The sequence below is a fragment of the Streptomyces sp. NPDC028298 genome (assembly GCF_055565895.1).
Genome location: NZ_JBVHTL010000007.1, coordinates 61,460 through 78,830, shown reverse-complemented (window position 1 = coordinate 78,830; position 17,371 = coordinate 61,460). Strand labels below are relative to the sequence as shown.

The 17,371-nt window shown below is 73.4% G+C and carries 14 protein-coding genes; 8 read left to right on the top strand and 6 right to left on the bottom strand.

Annotation, left to right across the window (positions count from 1 at the left end; genetic code table 11):
• The first annotated feature begins 468 nt into the window (after positions 1 to 468).
• Positions 469 to 756: a hypothetical protein gene (locus tag ACZ4TO_RS28850; protein WP_468025622.1), complete on the top strand. Its 288-nt coding sequence runs from the start codon at positions 469 to 471 to the stop codon at positions 754 to 756.
• Between the two features lie 345 nt (positions 757 to 1,101).
• Here the strand turns inward: ACZ4TO_RS28850 and ACZ4TO_RS28845 are convergent, their stop codons facing one another.
• Positions 1,102 to 2,091 (bottom strand): ornithine cyclodeaminase family protein, encoded by a 990-nt coding sequence (locus tag ACZ4TO_RS28845; protein WP_468025621.1) that lies wholly within the window; start codon positions 2,089 to 2,091, stop codon positions 1,102 to 1,104.
• A 757-nt stretch (positions 2,092 to 2,848) separates the two neighbouring features.
• A complete protein-coding gene (locus ACZ4TO_RS28840) occupies positions 2,849 to 3,169 on the bottom strand; it encodes a MafI family immunity protein (RefSeq protein ID WP_382778854.1) in 321 nt (106 codons plus the stop codon).
• Positions 3,170 to 3,322: 153 nt separating this feature from the next.
• Here ACZ4TO_RS28840 and ACZ4TO_RS28835 point away from each other — a divergent pair, with 153 nt between their 5' ends.
• Complete coding sequence (locus ACZ4TO_RS28835; protein WP_468025620.1) at positions 3,323 to 3,541, top strand: hypothetical protein; 219 nt, start codon at positions 3,323 to 3,325, stop codon at positions 3,539 to 3,541.
• 235 nt (positions 3,542 to 3,776) lie between these two features.
• Here ACZ4TO_RS28835 and ACZ4TO_RS28830 read toward each other — a convergent pair whose 3' ends face one another.
• Positions 3,777 to 4,403 (bottom strand): hypothetical protein, encoded by a 627-nt coding sequence (locus ACZ4TO_RS28830; RefSeq protein WP_468025619.1) that lies wholly within the window; start codon positions 4,401 to 4,403, stop codon positions 3,777 to 3,779.
• Between the two features lie 326 nt (positions 4,404 to 4,729).
• On the opposite strand from ACZ4TO_RS28830, the gene ACZ4TO_RS28825 reads away from it, so the two are divergent.
• The 4 genes from ACZ4TO_RS28825 (at position 4,730) to ACZ4TO_RS28810 (ending at position 9,060) form a co-directional block, all read left to right on the top strand.
• Entirely contained in the window at positions 4,730 to 5,275 is a 546-nt protein-coding gene (locus ACZ4TO_RS28825; RefSeq protein WP_468025618.1) for a hypothetical protein, read from the top strand.
• Between the two features lie 140 nt (positions 5,276 to 5,415).
• The gene (locus ACZ4TO_RS28820) at positions 5,416 to 6,324 is read left to right on the top strand and encodes a hypothetical protein (RefSeq protein ID WP_451076016.1); all 909 of its coding nucleotides are present in this window, start codon (positions 5,416 to 5,418) and stop codon (positions 6,322 to 6,324) included.
• A gap of 90 nt (positions 6,325 to 6,414) precedes the next feature.
• Positions 6,415 to 7,179 (top strand): YqjF family protein, encoded by a 765-nt coding sequence (locus ACZ4TO_RS28815; protein WP_468025617.1) that lies wholly within the window; start codon positions 6,415 to 6,417, stop codon positions 7,177 to 7,179.
• A gap of 150 nt (positions 7,180 to 7,329) precedes the next feature.
• The gene (locus ACZ4TO_RS28810) at positions 7,330 to 9,060 is read left to right on the top strand and encodes a RecQ family ATP-dependent DNA helicase (protein WP_468025616.1); all 1,731 of its coding nucleotides are present in this window, start codon (positions 7,330 to 7,332) and stop codon (positions 9,058 to 9,060) included.
• Positions 9,061 to 9,155: 95 nt separating this feature from the next.
• Here the strand turns inward: ACZ4TO_RS28810 and ACZ4TO_RS28805 are convergent, their stop codons facing one another.
• The 3 genes from ACZ4TO_RS28805 to ACZ4TO_RS28795 are packed head-to-tail and all read right to left on the bottom strand — an operon-like array spanning position 9,156 to position 14,709.
• Positions 9,156 to 11,342, bottom strand: a complete 2,187-nt coding sequence (locus ACZ4TO_RS28805) for a hypothetical protein (RefSeq protein ID WP_468025615.1) — start codon at positions 11,340 to 11,342, stop codon at positions 9,156 to 9,158.
• 47 nt (positions 11,343 to 11,389) lie between these two features.
• On the bottom strand, positions 11,390 to 12,952 hold the full coding sequence (locus ACZ4TO_RS28800) for a serine/threonine-protein kinase (RefSeq protein ID WP_468025614.1): 1,563 nt from the start codon (positions 12,950 to 12,952) through the stop codon (positions 11,390 to 11,392).
• Positions 12,949 to 14,709 carry a PqqD family peptide modification chaperone gene (locus ACZ4TO_RS28795; RefSeq protein ID WP_468025613.1) on the bottom strand — a complete coding sequence of 587 codons (1,761 nt, stop codon included), beginning with the start codon at positions 14,707 to 14,709 and terminating at the stop codon, positions 12,949 to 12,951. Before ACZ4TO_RS28795 ends, ACZ4TO_RS28800 begins: the two co-directional genes overlap by 4 nt.
• 83 nt (positions 14,710 to 14,792) lie before the next feature.
• On the opposite strand from ACZ4TO_RS28795, the gene ACZ4TO_RS28790 reads away from it, so the two are divergent.
• Positions 14,793 to 16,085, top strand: coding sequence for a hypothetical protein (locus tag ACZ4TO_RS28790; protein WP_468025612.1), 1,293 nt, complete (start codon positions 14,793 to 14,795; stop codon positions 16,083 to 16,085).
• 664 nt (positions 16,086 to 16,749) lie between these two features.
• Complete coding sequence (locus tag ACZ4TO_RS28785; RefSeq protein WP_382778181.1) at positions 16,750 to 17,334, top strand: TerD family protein; 585 nt, start codon at positions 16,750 to 16,752, stop codon at positions 17,332 to 17,334.
• Positions 17,335 to 17,371: the final 37 nt, after the last annotated feature.

Genomic DNA, 17,371 nt, shown 5'->3' with positions numbered 1-17,371 from the left:
TCCCGGCCGCGAGCAGCCGGGTGCGCGTGGTGGACACACCGGGGCTGACAGACGCCGTCGCCGCCGATCGGCCGACGGTTGATGTTGATGAGGAAGGCGTACTGCTGCAACGCGGTACACCGAGGCGTCCAGCACCGCGGTTGCCGTCGAGGCGTCGCGTCTGCCGAGGGCCGGCTGCCGGTTGCCGACCAGGGGCGATGGCCGGCGGGAGGGCGTCCCCTGCCCAACGACGGCGCCCACCACCACCGGTATGCCAAGGCCTGGACGGACATCGCCTGCCCCGACGCGGTCTGCACGAGGCAACCCTTCCCAGGTGCCGCAGCAGTTGAGTTGCCTGATCCCGTTCGGGCGGTGGAAGCCCCCGAGGCGGACAGCCCGCAGGGGACTTCCCTGCACGCGGGGCAAGGGCTCGCACGGGGATAGTCGGTTGCGGCGGCTGCGCTTGTCGCCGGGGACTACTCTCGGCGCGTGATCATCCATTGGACGGAGTGGCCACCGCGCAAGCGGCCCCCGCGGCGGCGTGCCGTGGCGGGGGTCGCGGTGGCGCTGGTCGCGGCGTTCGTCTGGTGGGCCACTCGCCCGGTGACGCCGCCGTGCGCCAATCCTGTGGTCCTGATGGGGCCGAGCACGTACGTCAGCGCATCGGGTGAGCTCACGCCTGCGGGCGAGGCGTACGTGAGACGCCGGGCGGAGAAGGCGAGGGCATCGGGGAAGTGCGCACCGATCCACGCCCGCTGGCACGACTGGCTGAGCTGACCCCCGTCAGGGGTTGGCCGCGCTGTGACGATCGTTTCCGCAGGTCTGGAGCTCGGCGTGCCGTCCTGCTACGATTGATCTTGAGCTGAACGGCGGAAGTCGCGCTGGTCGGTGTTGCGTTGGTGGTCCAAGGAAAGACGCCCCGCTTCCTGCGGGGAAATGCAGGTGCAAGGCCTGCCCGGCGCTCTGCGAAGACCCCGTCCCGGTTGCCCGGGACGGGGTCCTTTTCGATGCCCTGAACCGGTGGCGCAGCCGGTGTCGGAGCAGAGCCGGTGGCCTGGAGGAGGCGAGGCGGCGGATTCACAGGTGCGCTCAGCCGCGTACGGGCGAACGCTGCCGGCGGCATCAGCCCAGCGTGATCTCCTCGCCGATTCCCCGCTCGCGGGCGGCCGCGACGACCAGGGCCGTGGCCGCGGCGTCCTGCACCGCCACACCGACCGACTTGTAGAGGGTGATCTGGTCCGGCGAGGTGCGCCCCGGCTTGCTGCCGGTGATGAGTTCGCCCAGTTCGGCGTGCACGTGATCGGGGGTGATGAGGCCGTCGCGGATCGGCGCGAGCAGGTCGTTGCTGCCCGCGGGGAGCGGGGAGAGCACGGCGCGGCGCGATTCGACGCACACCAGCGCGTCGGCGACGGTGGCGTCGTCGATCTCGCGGCCGGCCGGGTTGTACCCCACGGACGTGATGTGCACCCCGGGTGTCAGCCAGGGGCGGCGGATCACGGGTTCGACGGCGTGGGTCGTCGCGGCGGTGATGTCCGCGCCCTCGAGCGCCTCGGCGTAGCCGGACACGGCCCGGACCTCGGCCTCCAGGACGGCTGAGAGCTCCCCGGCCAGGGCGGCGGCTTTCGCCGGGTCCCGGCCGGCCACGCGGATGTGTCGGATCGGGCGGACCCGGCAGATCGCGTGGGCGTGGGACCGGGCCTGCACCCCGGTGCCCAGCACCGCCAGCACCGTCGCGTCCTCGCGGGCCAGCAGCCGTGCCGACAGCGCGGAACAGGCTCCGGTCCGCGCCGCGGTGATGGCCGTACCGTCCAGCAGGGCCACGGGCTCGCCGGTGTCCGGATCGAACGCTGCGATCAGCGCTTGATGCGTAGGCACCGACACCCCGTCGTTGTGCGGGAAGAGCGACACCAGCTTGGTCATGAGCACCCTGGCCGACGGCAGGAAACCCGGCATGGCCGCCAGGAAGCCGTCACGTTCGGGCACCAGGGCGGCGACGCGGTCGGGCACCGAGGCGCGGCCTGAGCTGAGGTCCGCCATCGCCGGGGCCAGGGCGTCGATCAGCGAGTCCAAGGAGAGCAGGGACTCGACCTGCGAGCGGCCCAGAACAAGCATGCGCTTCAGCTCCTGATCCCGGTCGCCCGGCCGACGACCGCCCGGCCCAAGCGTCAGCCCCACCCTCGCCGCCCCGCCACGACACGCGGTCCTTCCCGGGTACGTTCATCCGTACGCGCCTGAGCACATCAGCGTGCACACCAGCATTACGGGTGGAGTGCCGGCCCGATGCCCATCACGCCCAAGGGCGTCACAATCGATGAACCTCTTGGGCTGCGCCATCGGACTTCGCCGACCGCGCTCGTGGGTGCGGCGTGCATGATGGCCGACTGGAAACAGCTTCCGATCAAGCACGGACGACGAGGGAATCGTGGCCTACCGACTCAGCTTCTTCTGCCGTTCCGGAGAAGAGAGAGGCGACGAGGCGCTCGATCGCCTGCTGGACCACCTGCTGGAGAGCGGCGGCGGTCTGTGGGGCGAGTGGTTGGGGCCGTTCGAGGACTGGGTGGCCGCGTTCAGACTCGGCACGGGCAGCAGTGACGGCCTTGGCGCCGTCGCGGACCTGCTGACACTGGAAGTACACGTCGGCGTGGCCGAGATCGCGGAGAGGGTGATCGACGCGTCACCCGATGACGAGTGGGGCATCTGGGGAAGCGACCTGCTCGCCACCGTCACCCTCAGCGGAGACAACCCCGATTGGGCCTTGGTGCACCGCATTTGGGCCGCCTTGGCGGACCTGTGGGGGGGCGGTTCCGTGGGACGAGTCCTCCGGATTCGAGATTGTGCTCTGACCGGGAAGGTTCGCCGGGTTGGCGGATCATTCCTGCTCGGAGGCAGCGGCGAGGTGACGGCGGCACAAGTCGGCAGCCGTGAGGTGGGGCCTGTGCAGCGCATCGCTGTAAAGCCGCATCTCACGAGCCGCTCGGTCCAAGCACTGCCAGAAACTGAGCGGCAGGTCGAGGTCGTCAGCGAGATCGACCAGGCAGTCGAAGGCGAGTCCCAGCTCGTTGTGCTCCAGGAACTCCAGCGTCGCTGAGAGATCGATGTCTGGCAGGCGTGTGAGGTGGGCTCGGGCGGCGCCGAGATGGTCACGGGTCTGATCCCAGCTGGTCTGCAGAGCTTCACGATCATCGGTCATGGCGCCAGTGTTGTCGGTGCCCTGATCGGGGTCACGCGACTTTCGTCGGTCGTCCGCCCCAGCGCAGGCCCTTCTCGCTGCGGATGCGAGCACGCTCCTTGCGCTGGGCGGCGAGGACGGCGGGGTGCCGAGCATCTCACCCAGGGATCCTTCTTGAACGGGACCGAGGCCGAGTTCGCCGCCCTGCGCCACCTCGCTCTCAAGGGCACCGACCACCGCAGCCACGACACGCGGTCCTTCCCGGGCACGTTCATCCGTACGCGCCTGAGCACATCAGCGTGCACACCGACAGGCCTGGCCAGGCCGGGTACCGGCCCGATGCCCATCAGGCCCGCAGGTCTGGAGCCCGGCGTGCCGTCCTGCTACGATTGATCTTGAGCTGAACGGCGGAAGTCGAGCTGGTCGGTGTTGCGTTGGTGGTCCAAGGAAAGACGCCCCGCTTCCTGCGGGGAAATGCAGGTGCAAGGCCTGCCCGGCGCTCTGCGAAGACCCCGTCCCGGTTGTCCGGGACGGGGTCTTTTTCGTTGCGGCACGCTCGACAGGGAGTGTCTGAAGGGGCGTGGGCCAGGGAGCGATCCGGGATCGGCGAACGCCCGGTGCGCGCCGCTCAGTTGCGTGGCGGCAGCGCCACAGCACGGGCGACCGCATCGCCGACGTGCTCCGCGTGGTCCGGCAGGTGCTCGGCGGCCCAGCGGGTGGCCAGGGCCAGGAAGTCGGCAAGATCCTCCTCCGCTGCCGCCAGCAGGTGACGCAGCTCGGCCACGGGCACGTCGATCCACTGACTGGTCTCCGCACCCGAGTCGACGGTCAGGCGGACCATGGAGCCGTGGCGTTCGGCGGACGGTGAGGGATCGTGACCGAGCCACGCGGCGCAACCGTCACCGTCGAGGACGTCCAGCCAGTCGCCCCGGTCCTCCAGCCCGCTGCAGCAGCCCGGCACCAGACGGGTGCCGGTGACGGTGTCGGTCACCTGCAGCCCGCCCGCCGCGAACAGCGGGTCCATGGTCAGCAGCCCGTGGAGGAAACCGCCGAGCGGGTCGTCGGGACGCGGTGGACGGTCGTCCCCGGGATCGAGGTCATTACAGGCGGCCAGCGCCATCACCGCGGTACCCACGTCAGCCGGCGTCAGCGTCCCGTCGAGCGCCAGGAAGGTGTAGGGCGTGACGTCAGAGACCGGCCACAGGTCGAAGGACTCATGACTCGGGATCTCCAGGACGGGCCGCACAATGATCACCCATGGATCATGCCGCAAGCCGCTACGGGGGCACGACCGTATTCGTTCCGGCTCAACCGAGGAAGCACGCCGAGGGGCCCTGTCGCCGCCCCCGTGGAGCAGGCTTGGGGTCTGGTGAAGTCCCGCCCAAGCCAACGGAGTTCATCCAGGATCCTGAGGGGCGAGCATGGAGACGGCGATGAAGGTGCAGTCGTCGAACCGTATGCGCCGTGGACGGCCGCCGGTGCGCCTGCCGGCGTCTTCGTTCCGTCCCGCGATGGCGGTTGTCCAGGCCGACGCCCCCTCCACCTGAAGACCACGAACCAGCGGAAAGGCCCCGCCCAGCCATGGCGCTTCTCGCCGAGCATCACGTCACCGCAACCCCCGGCCGCCGCGTCCTGGAGGTCTACGACGCGGACGCCTTCCTCGGCGACAGCGCCGCCCTGGCCGCCGCCGAGGTACAGGTGGTGGCGGGCAACGGCTACCACCTGTACCTCCTCAGCCTGCAACCCGACATGCCCGTCCGGATCACCATCCGTATCTGGGACACCCCACCCGAGCCGCCCGCCGACGCCGAAGGCCACGTCGGCATCAGCATCGAGTCCGAAACCGGCATCCTCGTCGTGGGACAGCTCGACCGCGGACCCGCCCCCGACGACGTCGTCCTTCCCCGCCCCGGCGTCTACGAGGGCCACGCCTGGTGGACCGACCGGCAGGCGGCAGGCGACTACTACGACACCACCCTCGCCCAGCTCACCGAGGACGCCCCCGACGACTGGCTGACCGAAGCCTGGAACGACTGCCCCGTCACCGAACGGTACGTCCTGGACCTCGCCTACAGCCGGGAGCCCGAACCCGTTGACGACGACGAGGATGAGGAGGACTGGACCTAGCAGGCAGGGCACCTCAGGAGCCGCCGGATCCTCGATGACTAGCAGAACCCGCCGCCACCACGGATCCTGAAGAGAGGGGAGCGGCGCGCAAGGTCCGGGTTTCTCGGCTCCTCACGCGACAGCAGGCCGATGGGATCCCCATGTCCGATGCAGACGCAGCCTCCCGAGCCGAGCGGCGGATCGCGCTGGTCCGGGACGACGTGGACGCCCGCCTCGCGCTGGCGCAGGAGTTCTACACGCACTCCTCCGAGCCCCTGCGCCGCTACGGTCACGCCGAGCTGAGCTTCCTGCGCTGGTCCGCCGCACGCGGAGTGCTCGCCCCGGAGTCCGGCACGCACCCGGGCAGCGCCTGGTGGCGTTCCGTGAACGAGGGGCTCCTCAGGGACAAGGTGGAGGCGGGCCTGCTGTGCGCCGGCGCCCCGGGGGAGGCGAGCGGCACAAGCGTCGCGTACTGGGTGGACTGCATCCGCGAGCCGTCGCCCGCCGCCTGGTACCGCGCCCACAACGCCAGCATCGTCGCCGGCTACCTGCGCCACGAGCACCTGGCCGCGCCGGAATCGCAGGTGGAGCGGTTCATGATGAACGTCGCCCTGCTCCGCGTCCTGTTCACCCACGCGATGCTCGTACGGCCGCGGCTCATGCTGGGACGGCTGGCCCCGCTCGGGCCACGGCTCGTGGACCCCCGCCACGCGACCGTGAAGTGGTTCCTCGACCTCGGCCGGTCCTTCCCACCGGTGTACCCCGTCACGCTGCCCACCGAGGACACCATTCTCGACGAACACCCCCTGGCCCGGATGCTCGACTACGGCGTGATCGCCCCCAGACTGACCGCGCTGTACGCCCTCGCCGCCGCGACCCTCGAAGAACCCCGCCTGATGACCCTCCTGGACGCGGGCGTACCCGCGTACGCCTGGACCCGGGCGGAACGCCCTCTCTGGTACGTCGGCAACACCGGCCCCCACCTGCGCCTCATCGCCCGCACGACCGGCGTACACCTGCGCTGGCCGCCCTCACCGGCCCGCCGCCACAGGATCCCCCTCCACGGCTGAGAAGCCACACGCTCCCGTGGCCACCGGCCGGCACGGAGCGGGACAGGGAGATCCCACCGCCTCCCGCCCCCGATCCGGCACCCTTGTGGAGTGCACCCCACGCCCATCACGCCCGACGCGCCGGCAGCGGTGCGCAGCCCGCTCCTCACCCAGCGGTGGCTCGACCTCACCTTTATCCACTGGGCCGTCGACCCCGCGGCTGTGACCCCGCTGCTGCCGCACGGGCTCACCGCGGACACCTACGACGGGCTCACCTACGTCGGTCTCGTCGCCTTCCGGATGGAAAAGGTGGGCTGGCTCCGGCTCCCCGGCGTGCCGTACTTCGGCTCCTTCCCGGAGACCAACGTGCGCCTCTACTCGGTCGACGCGTACGGCCGCCGCGGGGTCGTCTTCCGGTCCATGGACGCCTCGCGGCTCGTGCCGGTGCTCCTGGGCCGCCTCGGCTTCCGCCTCCCGTATCTGTGGTCCCGCATGGACGTACGAACGGACGGCGACACCGTCACGTACACGAGCGCCCGGCACCGGCCCGGAACCCCACGGGTGCGGAGCCGCATCGTCGTCAGGGTCGGCCGGCCCGTCCCGGACCCGACCGGGCTGGAGCACTTCCTCACGGCCCGCTGGGGCATGCACAACGCCTTCTCCGGCGGCACCGGCTACCTCGCCAACGACCATCCGCGCTGGCCGCTGCACCGCGCGGAGCTGATCACCTGCGAGGAGAACCTCCTTGAGGCGGCCGGACTCCCGGCTCCCGACCGTCCGCCGGTCAGCGTCCTGTACTCACCCGGGGTCCCGGTACGCCTGGGCCGGCCCACCGCCCTGACACCCCGCGGCCACGTCCCGCCGAACAAACCCTGACCCCCACCCGCCGGTCGGGCCCGGCCTCCCGCCGACGGCCGGGGAACCGCACCTTCCGAGGAACCGCAACTCCTTGCGAGCGGACCGTTTCCCGTCCCTTTCGGGGGTACACGAGCGCCGAACTCACCGGAGAACGGCGTCAGGAGTGCCATGCGTGCCAAGGTCGGATACTTCAGGACCAGGTCACTCAGGAGACGTCTGCGCCGCTGCGCCCGCGAGGTGTTCGGCTGGGAGCGACTGCGCCCCTCCCAACTCGACGCCATGAAAGCCGTGATGGAGGGACGCGACACCATCGTGGTGATGCCGACCGGCGCCGGGAAGTCGGCCGTGTACCAGGTGCCGGGCGTGCTGCTGGACGGGCCGACCGTCGTGGTCTCGCCCCTGATCGCGCTCCAGCGGGACCAGGTCGCCCATCTCGCCCGCATCGAGGGATCCGATGCCTCGGCCGTCAACTCCGCCCAGCGCCCCCGGGACAACGAGGCGGTCTGGGAGCGCGTACGCGAGGGCCGCCTGGACTTCCTGTTCGTCTCGCCCGAGCAGCTCGCGAAGGACGAGGTGGTGGAGCAGATCGCCGCGGCCGGCCCCGCGTTGATGGTGGTCGACGAGGCACACTGCGTGTCCTCCTGGGGATACGACTTCCGGCCCGACTACCTGTCCCTGTGCCACGTCCGCGAACGCATCGGCCGGCCTCCCCTCCTCGCCCTCACCGCCAGCGCGGCGGCCCCCGTGCGGGCCGACATCGTGGAGCGCCTCGGCATGCGCGAGGCGCACCAGGTGGTCGCGGGGTTCGACCGCCGCAACATCACCCTGGAGGTCGTACGGCACCGGGAGAACGCGGGCAAGCGCCGGTGGGTGGTGGAGCGGGCCGCGGCCGAGGCCAAACCGGGCATCGTCTACGCGGGAACACGGCGGGAGGCGGAGGAGTACGCGCGGGAACTGTCGGCGCTCGGATTCGACAGCGCCGCCTATCACGCGGGGCTGGCGGCGGCCGAACGCTCCCGCACGCACGACCGCTTCCGGGACGGCGAACTCGACGTGGTCGTCGCCACCTCCGCGTTCGGCATGGGCATCGACAAGCCGAACATCCGCTTCGTGCTGCACGCGTCGGTGCCGGGTTCCCTCGACACGTACTACCAGGAGATCGGCCGGGCGGGCCGCGACGGAAAGCCGTCGACGGCGATCCTCGCCTACCGGCCCGAGGACCTCGGCGTGCAGCGGTTCCGGACGGGCGCACCCCCCGACCCGGAGGTCCTGGGCGGGCTGATCGACGCGGTGCGCGAGCACCCGGGACCGGTCACGGCGACCGCTCTGCGCGAACGGACCGGGCTGTCTCCGACCCCGCTGACGTCGATGCTGCACCTGCTGGAGGAGGCCGGAGCCGTGACGACGCGCAACCGCGGCGCCATCGCGGCCGTGCCCGGGGCACGCCGGGACGCCTGCGTCCGCGAGGCGGTGCGGATCGCCTCCGCCCGTGTCGATCTGGAGCGTTCCCGGGTGGAGATGATGCGGGCGTACGCCGAGACGAACGGCTGCCGCCGCAGGCACATGCTCGGATACTTCGGGGAGAGCCTCGCGGAAGGCGACTGCGCGGGCTGCGACACCTGCGCCCGCACGAAGGAGCTGAAGGAGGCCCCCCTGCGGACGGAGGACATCCTGTCCGGTACGGGCCCTGAGCCGCTCGGGCCCGTGGCGTCCGACGGCGCCTTCCCGCCCGGGACACGGGTGGGACACAGGACGTGGGGCGAGGGCGAGGTGATGAGCGAGGAGGGGAACAGGATCACCGTCCTGTTCGAGAGCGTGGGCTATCGCACCCTGTCCCTCCCCGCCGTCCAGGCACGAGGCCTGCTGACACCGGTGCCGTCGACCGCGACGAGGAACTGACGCGCCTCTGTGCCACCGGCCTGCTGATCAGCGGGCCCGAGGGGTGATCCGCCCGGCAGGCAGCCGGTTTGGCCGCCGCCCGGTGGCCGGGTCCGTCAGGAGCAGGTGTAGCTGAACACCCCTTCCGCCTCGGGCGACTTGTGCTGGTGGGTGACCCGCAGGCGGGCCGTTCCCCGGAAGCTGCCGGGGCCGCGGACCGTCCAGCGCAGGTGCACGGTGACCCGGCGCTCACCCCGGCGGGCCGTGCGGACCAGCTCGCCGGAGTCGTGGCCGTCGCTGCGCAGCCAGTGGTACGTCACCGGGCCGCCGCGGCCGTCGGTGGTCACGACGCCGACCAGATCGGCGGTCTGCCCGCAGTGCAACCGCCCGGCGGGCGAACGGACTTCGACGGAGGTGACCGTCGGGGCGGGGGAGGGGCGCAGCAGCAGCCACAGCAGGACGGCCGCGGCGGACAGGAAGGCCGCCGTGGCGATCCAGGCCCGCCGTCTGCGGCGGCGGGGACGGCTGTCGGACGGTACGGGCGCGGTACGCCACTGGGCGCGCAGGACGTCCTGCGCCTCCAGCGGGACGCCGGGACCGAAGCGCAGGAGGATCTCGCCGTCGTCCTCGCCTTCACCGGTCGGGGCCGGCGCCGTCGCCCCGGCGGGTGCCGCTGCCAGGGGGTCGGCAGGTGTCGCCGAGGGCCCGGCGGGGGTGCGGTTGCGTCTGCCGAGGAGGGTGGCCTGATCGTCCGGGGCGGCGGAGCCGGGCCGGCGCGGGGCGGAGCGGGAGCCGGTGCGGCCGGGCAGGGTGAGCTGCTCGTCCGGCACGCCGCGCCTGGCCCCGTCCCCGTCCGGAACCCCGGCCGCGGCCCCGGCACCGGCACTTGCGCCTGTGCCTGTGCCTTCAGAACCCGAGCCCCCGGACTTCGTACGTCCGGGTTCTGCGCCCCCGGAGCCTGCGCCCCCGGGGCCTGTACCCCGGGCACCTGCGTCTCGGGCACCCGCGTTCCCGGGCTCCGCACCTCCGGAGCCTGCAGCCTGGGCATCTGCGTCCCCGGACTCTGCGTCCCCGGACTCTGCGTCCCCGGACTCTGCGTCCCGGGCACCCGCGTCCCTGGGCTCTGCACCCCCGGACTCTGCGTCCCGGGCACCCGCGTCCCTGGGCTCTGCACCCCCGGGGCCTGCGTCCCGGGCACCCGCGTCCCTGGGCTCTGCACCCCCGGGGCCTGCGTCCCGGGCACTCGCGCCCGCAGCGCCCGCACCCACAGACTCCGTGCCCACAGACTCCGTGCCCCTGGACTCCGTACCCCCGGACCTCTCGGCTTCAAGGCCGGCGACGTCGGAACCGGCAGCCCCGGAACCAGTGACACCGGAACCAGCGACACCGGATCCGAGGGCTCCACCACCCCCCTCCCGAGGACGCACACGCCGGTCATCCACCCCCGCCCCGTCCACCGCCGTCACCGTCGCCGCCGCGGCCACCGCCGCGCGCAGCTCCGTACGCCGCAGGAAACCCTCCGGAAGCGCCGCGCGCCCGGCGACCAGGGCCGCCCGGGCCGCCGCCAGCCCCTCGGAACCGGCGGTGGCGCGACAGCGCGCGAACACAGCGGCCGCCGGGGTGCCGGCAGGCACCCACGCCTCGCCGAGGGTGCGGGCCAGGCCGGCCCAGGCCGCGACGTCCGCCGCACGCCGAGCGGAGCCCGGCCCGCCCCCCGGCACACTGCCGGTGCCCTCACCCGGCACCCTGCCGATGCCGCCACCCGGCACCGTGCCGATGCCGTCACCCGCCCCCGTGCTGTCACCGGCCCCCGTGCCGTCACCCAGCACCGTGCCCAGCGCGGCCTCGGCGAGCAGGGCGACGCCGTCCGGGGCCAGGACCACGGTGTCCGCGGCCAGGGCCCCGTGGGCGAGGCCGGCCGCGTGCAGGGCGAGCAGGGTCTGCGCGGTCTCGTTCAGGACGCTGGCCGCGCTGCCCGCGTCGGGGCCCGTACCCCCGCGGGCCAGGAGGTCCGCGAGGGTGGGGGCCGGTGGTCGGGCGGTGATCAGCCACACCTCCCCGGCCTCCGCGACGAGGTCGACGGTGCCGAGCACCCCGGGCAACCGGAGCCTCGCGACGGCGAGTACGGCCGCCGCGAGCCGTTCGCGCGTGCCCCGCGGCGCGAGCAGGGCACGGTCGACGCGCAGCGCGCCGAGCACCGGCTCACCGGACCGGGCCGGGAGCAGCGCGTGCCAGGTGCCGTGGCGGGCGTCGCGCGACCAGCCCGACAGGGTGCGCCCGGCGACGGTGGTGGCTGTCGTCATGTCGGTCCGTTTCTCGCCGGGTACGGCGTCCTCGCCCGGTACGGCGCTCAGCACGGCGGCGCGTCCAGGGTGGCCGTCTGCGGTCCGTTCGCGGCCGCCGGAGTGCTGGTGAGCGTGACCGTCCAGGTGCCGCGGCACGGGTGGTTGGCGAAGTCGGCCACGAAGGTCACGGGGTAGTGCGTGCTCCCGGACAGCACCCGGGTCTGGTGGCCGTAGGGGTCGGCGGGCGTGTCCACGTAGTAGTCGGCCGTGACGGTCACGGGCGAGGTGCCGGTCGTGTCGACGGTGACGGCGGCGACCAGCGAGCCGGGGGCCTGCCCCCGCTGCCAGGAGCCGATGGAGATCGTGACCGTGCCGGGGGTGGGCGTGGCCGGGCTCGCGGTCGTCGGCGCGGGGGAGTCCACCGGCGGGGCGGCGCTCACCGTGGGGGCGGGGGAGAGCGCCGGGCTGCCCGAGGGGGTGGTGGTGGGGGTGGTGTCGGCCGTGGGGGAGGCGCCGGTCGCGGGCGCGGACGGCGAAGAGGCCGTCGGAGTCGGCGAGCCGAGGGCCGAGGGCACCGAACTGGCCACCGTGGTCGACGTGTCGTGCGGACGGGCCGCCACGGACGTCACCCCGCCCGCCACGACCGCCAGCGCGGCCGCCCCCACCGCGGCCTTCCATCCGCTGCGCCTCACCCGCCCCAGCAGGGTCAGGGCCCGGGCCGGGGCTTCGAGCGTCGCCGTCGCGGTGAACGGGAACAACAGGGCGAGCAGCGCGGTGAGTTCGGCGAGCCTGCGGCGTCCGCGCTCCTCCCAGCCGGCCCCGTACCCCTCGACGGCCGAACGCTCCAGATCGGCCAGGAACGCCTCGATGCCCGGCCGTTGCTCCGGGTCCTTGGCCAACCCACGGCGCAGCAGCCCCCGTACGGGATCGGGTACGTCCTCCAGCGGGACGGGGGCCCGCAGATGCTGCAGACGCAGCGCGGCCACGTCGTCGCCGGTGAAGGGGCGGCGCCCGGTCAGGCACTCGTGGAACACCGCCGCCGCGGCGTACACGTCACCGGCCGGCCCAGCCGGTTCGCCCTGCCACCGCTCGGGCGCCATGTAGGCGGGCGTGCCGGCGGCCTCGGTCTCGCGTCCGGCGCGTACGGCGATCCCGAAGTCGGCGAGAGCGCTCGTACCGTCGGCGCGGACCAGCACGTTCTCCGGCTTGTAGTCGCGGTGGACCACCCCGGCCGCGTGCGCCGCGCCCAGGCCCAGCAGGGAGCCCTTGAGCAGCACCAGGGCGGCCTCGGGGCCGGTCGCCCCGTGCCGGCGCAGCAGGTGGCGCAGACTGACGCCGTCCACCGCCTCCATCACGATCGCGGCCCCGCCGCGCGCCTCGACGTACTCGTACAGCCGCACCACGCACGGGTGCCGCAGCTCGCCGAGGAGCCGGGCCTCCGCGCGGAAGCGGGCGAGGAACTCCCGGTCGCAGCGCAGGTGTTCACCGAGGTACTTGACCGCCACCGGCACCCCGGTCGCGGTGTGCCGGGCCAGGACGACCCGCCCGCCGGCCCCCTCGCCGAGCGCGCGCACCTCTTCGTAACCGGACACGGCCCACCGGCCGGATCCGACGGCGTCCTCGCTCATGCCGTCCCCTCCACGGCCGTCCCCATCGCCGGAGCCGGTGCCGCGCCCCGCGCGTCCCGTCGGCGCCGCACCCGCCGGGCCAGCCAGCGCACCGGCGCGGACCACACCGGGAAGGCCACCAGCGCGACCACGACGGCCTCGACGACCCCGGTCCACGCCGGGGACAGCCACCCCTCCAGCAGGTCGCCGATCCGGGAGCGCCAGGCCAGCAGGGCCAGGACGAGGAAGCCGTACGTACCCACGACGACCGCCAGGCCGTACGCGGCCATGCCCGCCTGCCGCGGGCCGGGCCGGCTGCCCGCGCGCAGGTCCCGCCACAGGCCCGTGCGGAAGTACGCGCTCGCCTCCTCACGCAGCCGCGGCACGCGCAGCGCGTCGGTCAGGGCCTGGTAACCGTCCAGCGGCATCAGCGGGTTGAAGTTGTACAGCGTGTTCAGGTAGAGCCCGAAGGCGAGTTGGAACAGGATCGCCGAGGCCGCCCCGGCGGGCAGGAAGGCCGCACCGGCCGCGCACCAGCCGGCCAGCGCCGCCGTCGACAGCGGCCCCGACAGCGCGACGACCACACGTGACCAGCGGGTGCCGAACCACATGTCGCTGGTGTCCACGAACGCGAACGGCATGCCCATCATGAGCAGGAACCCGCCGCGCCGGACCTTGCGGCCGTACGACTTCACGGCCAGCGCGTGCGTCAGCTCGTGGACGACCAGCGCGGAGATGTACCCGGCGGCCAGGAGCACCGGGCCCCAGACGCCCGCCCCGCCGAAGTCCAGCAGATGCTGCCGGCCCTGCGCGACGAAGAACGCGACCGGCCCGCCGGCCACCGACAGCCACACCAGCGTCACGCCGGTGCGGGTGAACAGCCGCCACCCGAAGGCCTGGTAGAGGCGGGTGACGGCCTTGTCGAGGCCGGGGACGGAGATCTCCAGCTTCAGCAGCGCCCGGTACACGGCGTGCCCCACCCGCCGCCAGCCCCTGCGCTGCGCGTCCTCGGGGCGGCCGGGCAGGCCGCGCAGCAGTCCCGCGTCCGCGAACGCGGCGAGCGCCGACTCGATGCGCGGCAGGGCGAGTTCGCCGTAGCGGTCGGCGTAGGCGAACAGCAGGTCCCGTACGGTGTTCTCGCCGTCGACGGCGTTCCAGAGGAAGACCTGGCGCTCGTCCAGCTCCAAGTACCTGCCGGTACGGGTGTTGTTGAGCACCCAGCGGGCCTCGCCGCGGTCGGCGGGCACCTGCTTGAGCGCCCACCCGGAGCGGCGGCGCGGGCGCGCGGTGAGCGGCCCGTTCGCCTCCGGCGCCGCCTCCTCCTGTGCGGCGGTGGGGAGTTGGGTGAGCTGGGTGCCCACGACCTGGGTGCGCTGGCCGATGTGGGCCTCGCGGGGCTGCTCGAACACCAGCCGTACGTCGCCGACGGACAGCTCGGTGCCGTCGGCGAGGTGGGCCGCGCCGCCGTGCAGGTCGACGCCCGCGACGGCCGTGCCGTTGAACGAGTCCAGGTCCTCGATCCGGAAACCCGACTCCGTACGGACGATCCGGGCGTGGCGGCGCGACACGCTGGCGTCGGCCAGGACGACGTCGCTGTCCGCGCCCCGGCCCAGTGTGGTGACCGGGCCGGTGAGCGGGACGAGCAGGGCGGGGTCGTCGAGGCCGCGCAGGTGCGGCGCGGCGTACGACGTCGGTGCCGCGCCGCGGCGCAGGGTGCCGCAGTGCAGGCAGTACGGGAAGTCGCGCCGCACGTGGACGCGGCAGGCGTGGCAGAGCATGCGCCGGTTCAGCCCGCGCCGGAGCCGCTGAGGGACGTTCCGCCGGAGAAGCCGCCGTCGGTGTCGGGCGCGGCGGGGGAGAGGTGGGTGGAGAGGCCGTCGAGGCCGGGGGCGCTCACGCCGCCGCGCACGCGCTCGGCACCGCCGAGAACGCCCGCGCGGCCACCGCCGCCGCCTTCGCCGCCCCCGCCGTCGCCTCCGCCGGGTTCACCGCCGCCGCCGGGCCGCCGCCCGGTGTTCTCCTGGTCACCGCCACCGCCACCGCTGCCGCCTTCACCGCCACCGCCCGAGCCGCCGCCGTGACCGTGCCCGCCACCCTCTTCGCCGCCCCCGCCGTCGCCGCCGGAACCCCCGCCGTCGCCGCCCCCGGAGCCGCCGTGGCCGCCGCCCTCACCGCCACCGGAGCCGCCGCCGCCTTCACCGCCGCCCCCGCCACCCTCTCCGCCGCCGCTTCCGCCGCCGCCTTCACCGCCGCCCCCGCCACCCTCTCCGCCGCCGCTTCCGCCGCCTTCTCCGCCGCCGGGACGGCGTCCGGTGTTCTCCTGGTCGCCGCCGCCACTGCCGCCGCTGTCTCCGCCGCCGCCCTCGCCACCGCTGTCCCCGCCGCCACCGCCGTCCTCGCCGCGGTCGTAGATGCCGCCGTGCCCGAAGTGCCCGGCGTCGCCGCCGCCTTCGCCACCGAAACCACCGCCGTGACCCCCGAGCCCACCGAACCCGCCGAGTCCGCCACCGGACCCGGCACCACCGTCACCGAACCCACCGTCGCCGAACCCGCCACCGCCACCGAGGCCACCGTCGCCGAACCCGCCGCCGCTGTCCCCGCCGCCGCTGTCCCCGCCGCCGAAGCCGCCGTCACCGAGGCCACCGAACCCGCCGTCGGCACCACCGCCGCCCAAGCCGCCGTCACCGAACCCGCCGCCGAATCCGCCATCGGCCCCGCCGCCCCCGAATCCGCCGAAGTCGCCGCCGCCACCAAGGCCGCCGTCCCCGAACGCGCCGTCGCCGAAGCCACCACCGGATCCGGCACCGCCGTCACCGAAGCCGCCACCGAGGCCGCCGTCACCGAAGCTGCCGAAGTCGCCGCCGCCACCGAGGCCGCCGTCCCCGAACTCACCGAATCCGCCGCCGACATCGGCCGCTGCGCCCTGGCCCAGCCCTCCGCCGAGCAGGCTCTGGGAACCCGTGGCGGAGACGTCGAGGCCGCCGGCGCCAACATGGCCGTCGGTGTCGAGGCTGCCGGCGCCCACGTGGCCGTCGGTGTCGAGGCTGCCGGCGCCCACGTGGCCGTCGGTGTCGAAGCCCCCGGCGCCCTCGTGGCCGTCAGCGGGGAAAGGCGGCTGGTCAGGCGTGTGATCGACGGTGACGGGATCGCCTGACACGTGGTCGGTGGGGACATCGGGAACGTCATGGTGTGCCAGCGCGTGTGCCGCGCTCCCGAAGAACAGGGACGACTTGGACAGGCGCGGGTCGAGCGCGGCCGGTCCCCCGGCGGTGCCGGACTCGACGCGCAGGGCGCGGAGTTCGCCGACCTGGGCGGGTGTCAGGCCCAGTCTTCGGGCCACCTCCTCGGTGTCACCGTCGAGTTCGGCCCTGAAGGCCGGGTCGACGGCGAGGCGGGTCATGGCGTCGCGAAAGGCGTTGTCGGTCATGTCCTCGGTCTCCGTGGGTCTGCGGACGCTGCTGCTGATCCCGGCGGAGCTGAGGATCCCCCTGGCCGACGGCACCTGCCATTTCCGGCCATCCCCACCGATGCCTGCACGGACGGTTATAGGGGGCATGACATGGCCCGCGCAAGGCTGAGAGCAGCACACCCTGCCGCATATGCCTCCGGAAAGGGGTGGTGACTTCGGACCGTGCACCGATCGAATACGGCCACCCACCGGCTGAGCCGCCCGGAGGGCCGCACCGGCCGGGAGGACACCACGCCGGTGAGGAACGCGCACCGCTCACGCCGGCGAAGAAGACCCCGCGTCTGTGGAACCAACCAGGGCCCGGGCAAACTCTGCTGTTGTAGCCCTGATCGAGAGGAACGGCCCAGACATGATCACGCTCACCAAGGAAGACGGCCCCGCGGACCTGGCCGGAGTGACCCATCTGTCCATCGGCGTGTCCTGGGACCCCACGGCCGGCAGCAGTGGCGGGATGCTGGGCAAACTGCGCCGCAAGTCGGGCACCGACCTGGACCTGATCGCCATCGCCATGCAGGGCCGCGACCCGGTGCGCCTCGCCGGCCTCGACTCCCTCGACCCCATGGGCAACGGCTCGTTGGTCCACAGCGGCGACAACCAGACCGGGCACGGGAGCGGCGACGACGAGACGGTGACCGTCGAGTTCGCCGGGATCCCGCCGCACATCACGTCGATCGTGTTCGTCGCCGCCGCGTACAAGAAGGGCAGCGCCTTCGAGAAGGCGCGCAACATCAGTTTCAAGGTGTACGACGCGACCGGCGGGAGCTCGCAGCAGGTCGCCGACATCTGGCCCAGCCTGCTCACCCAGGACAACGGCTGCGCCGTGGCGAAGGCGCTGCGGGTCGACACCGGCTGGAAGCTCGAAGTGATCAATACGACGGGGAAGATCAAGCAGGGGGACGAGCACGCCCTGATGCGCTTCGCCGTCAGCAAGTAGTCCGTGGACGAAGCGGCGCGGCCCCTCATCTCCCGGA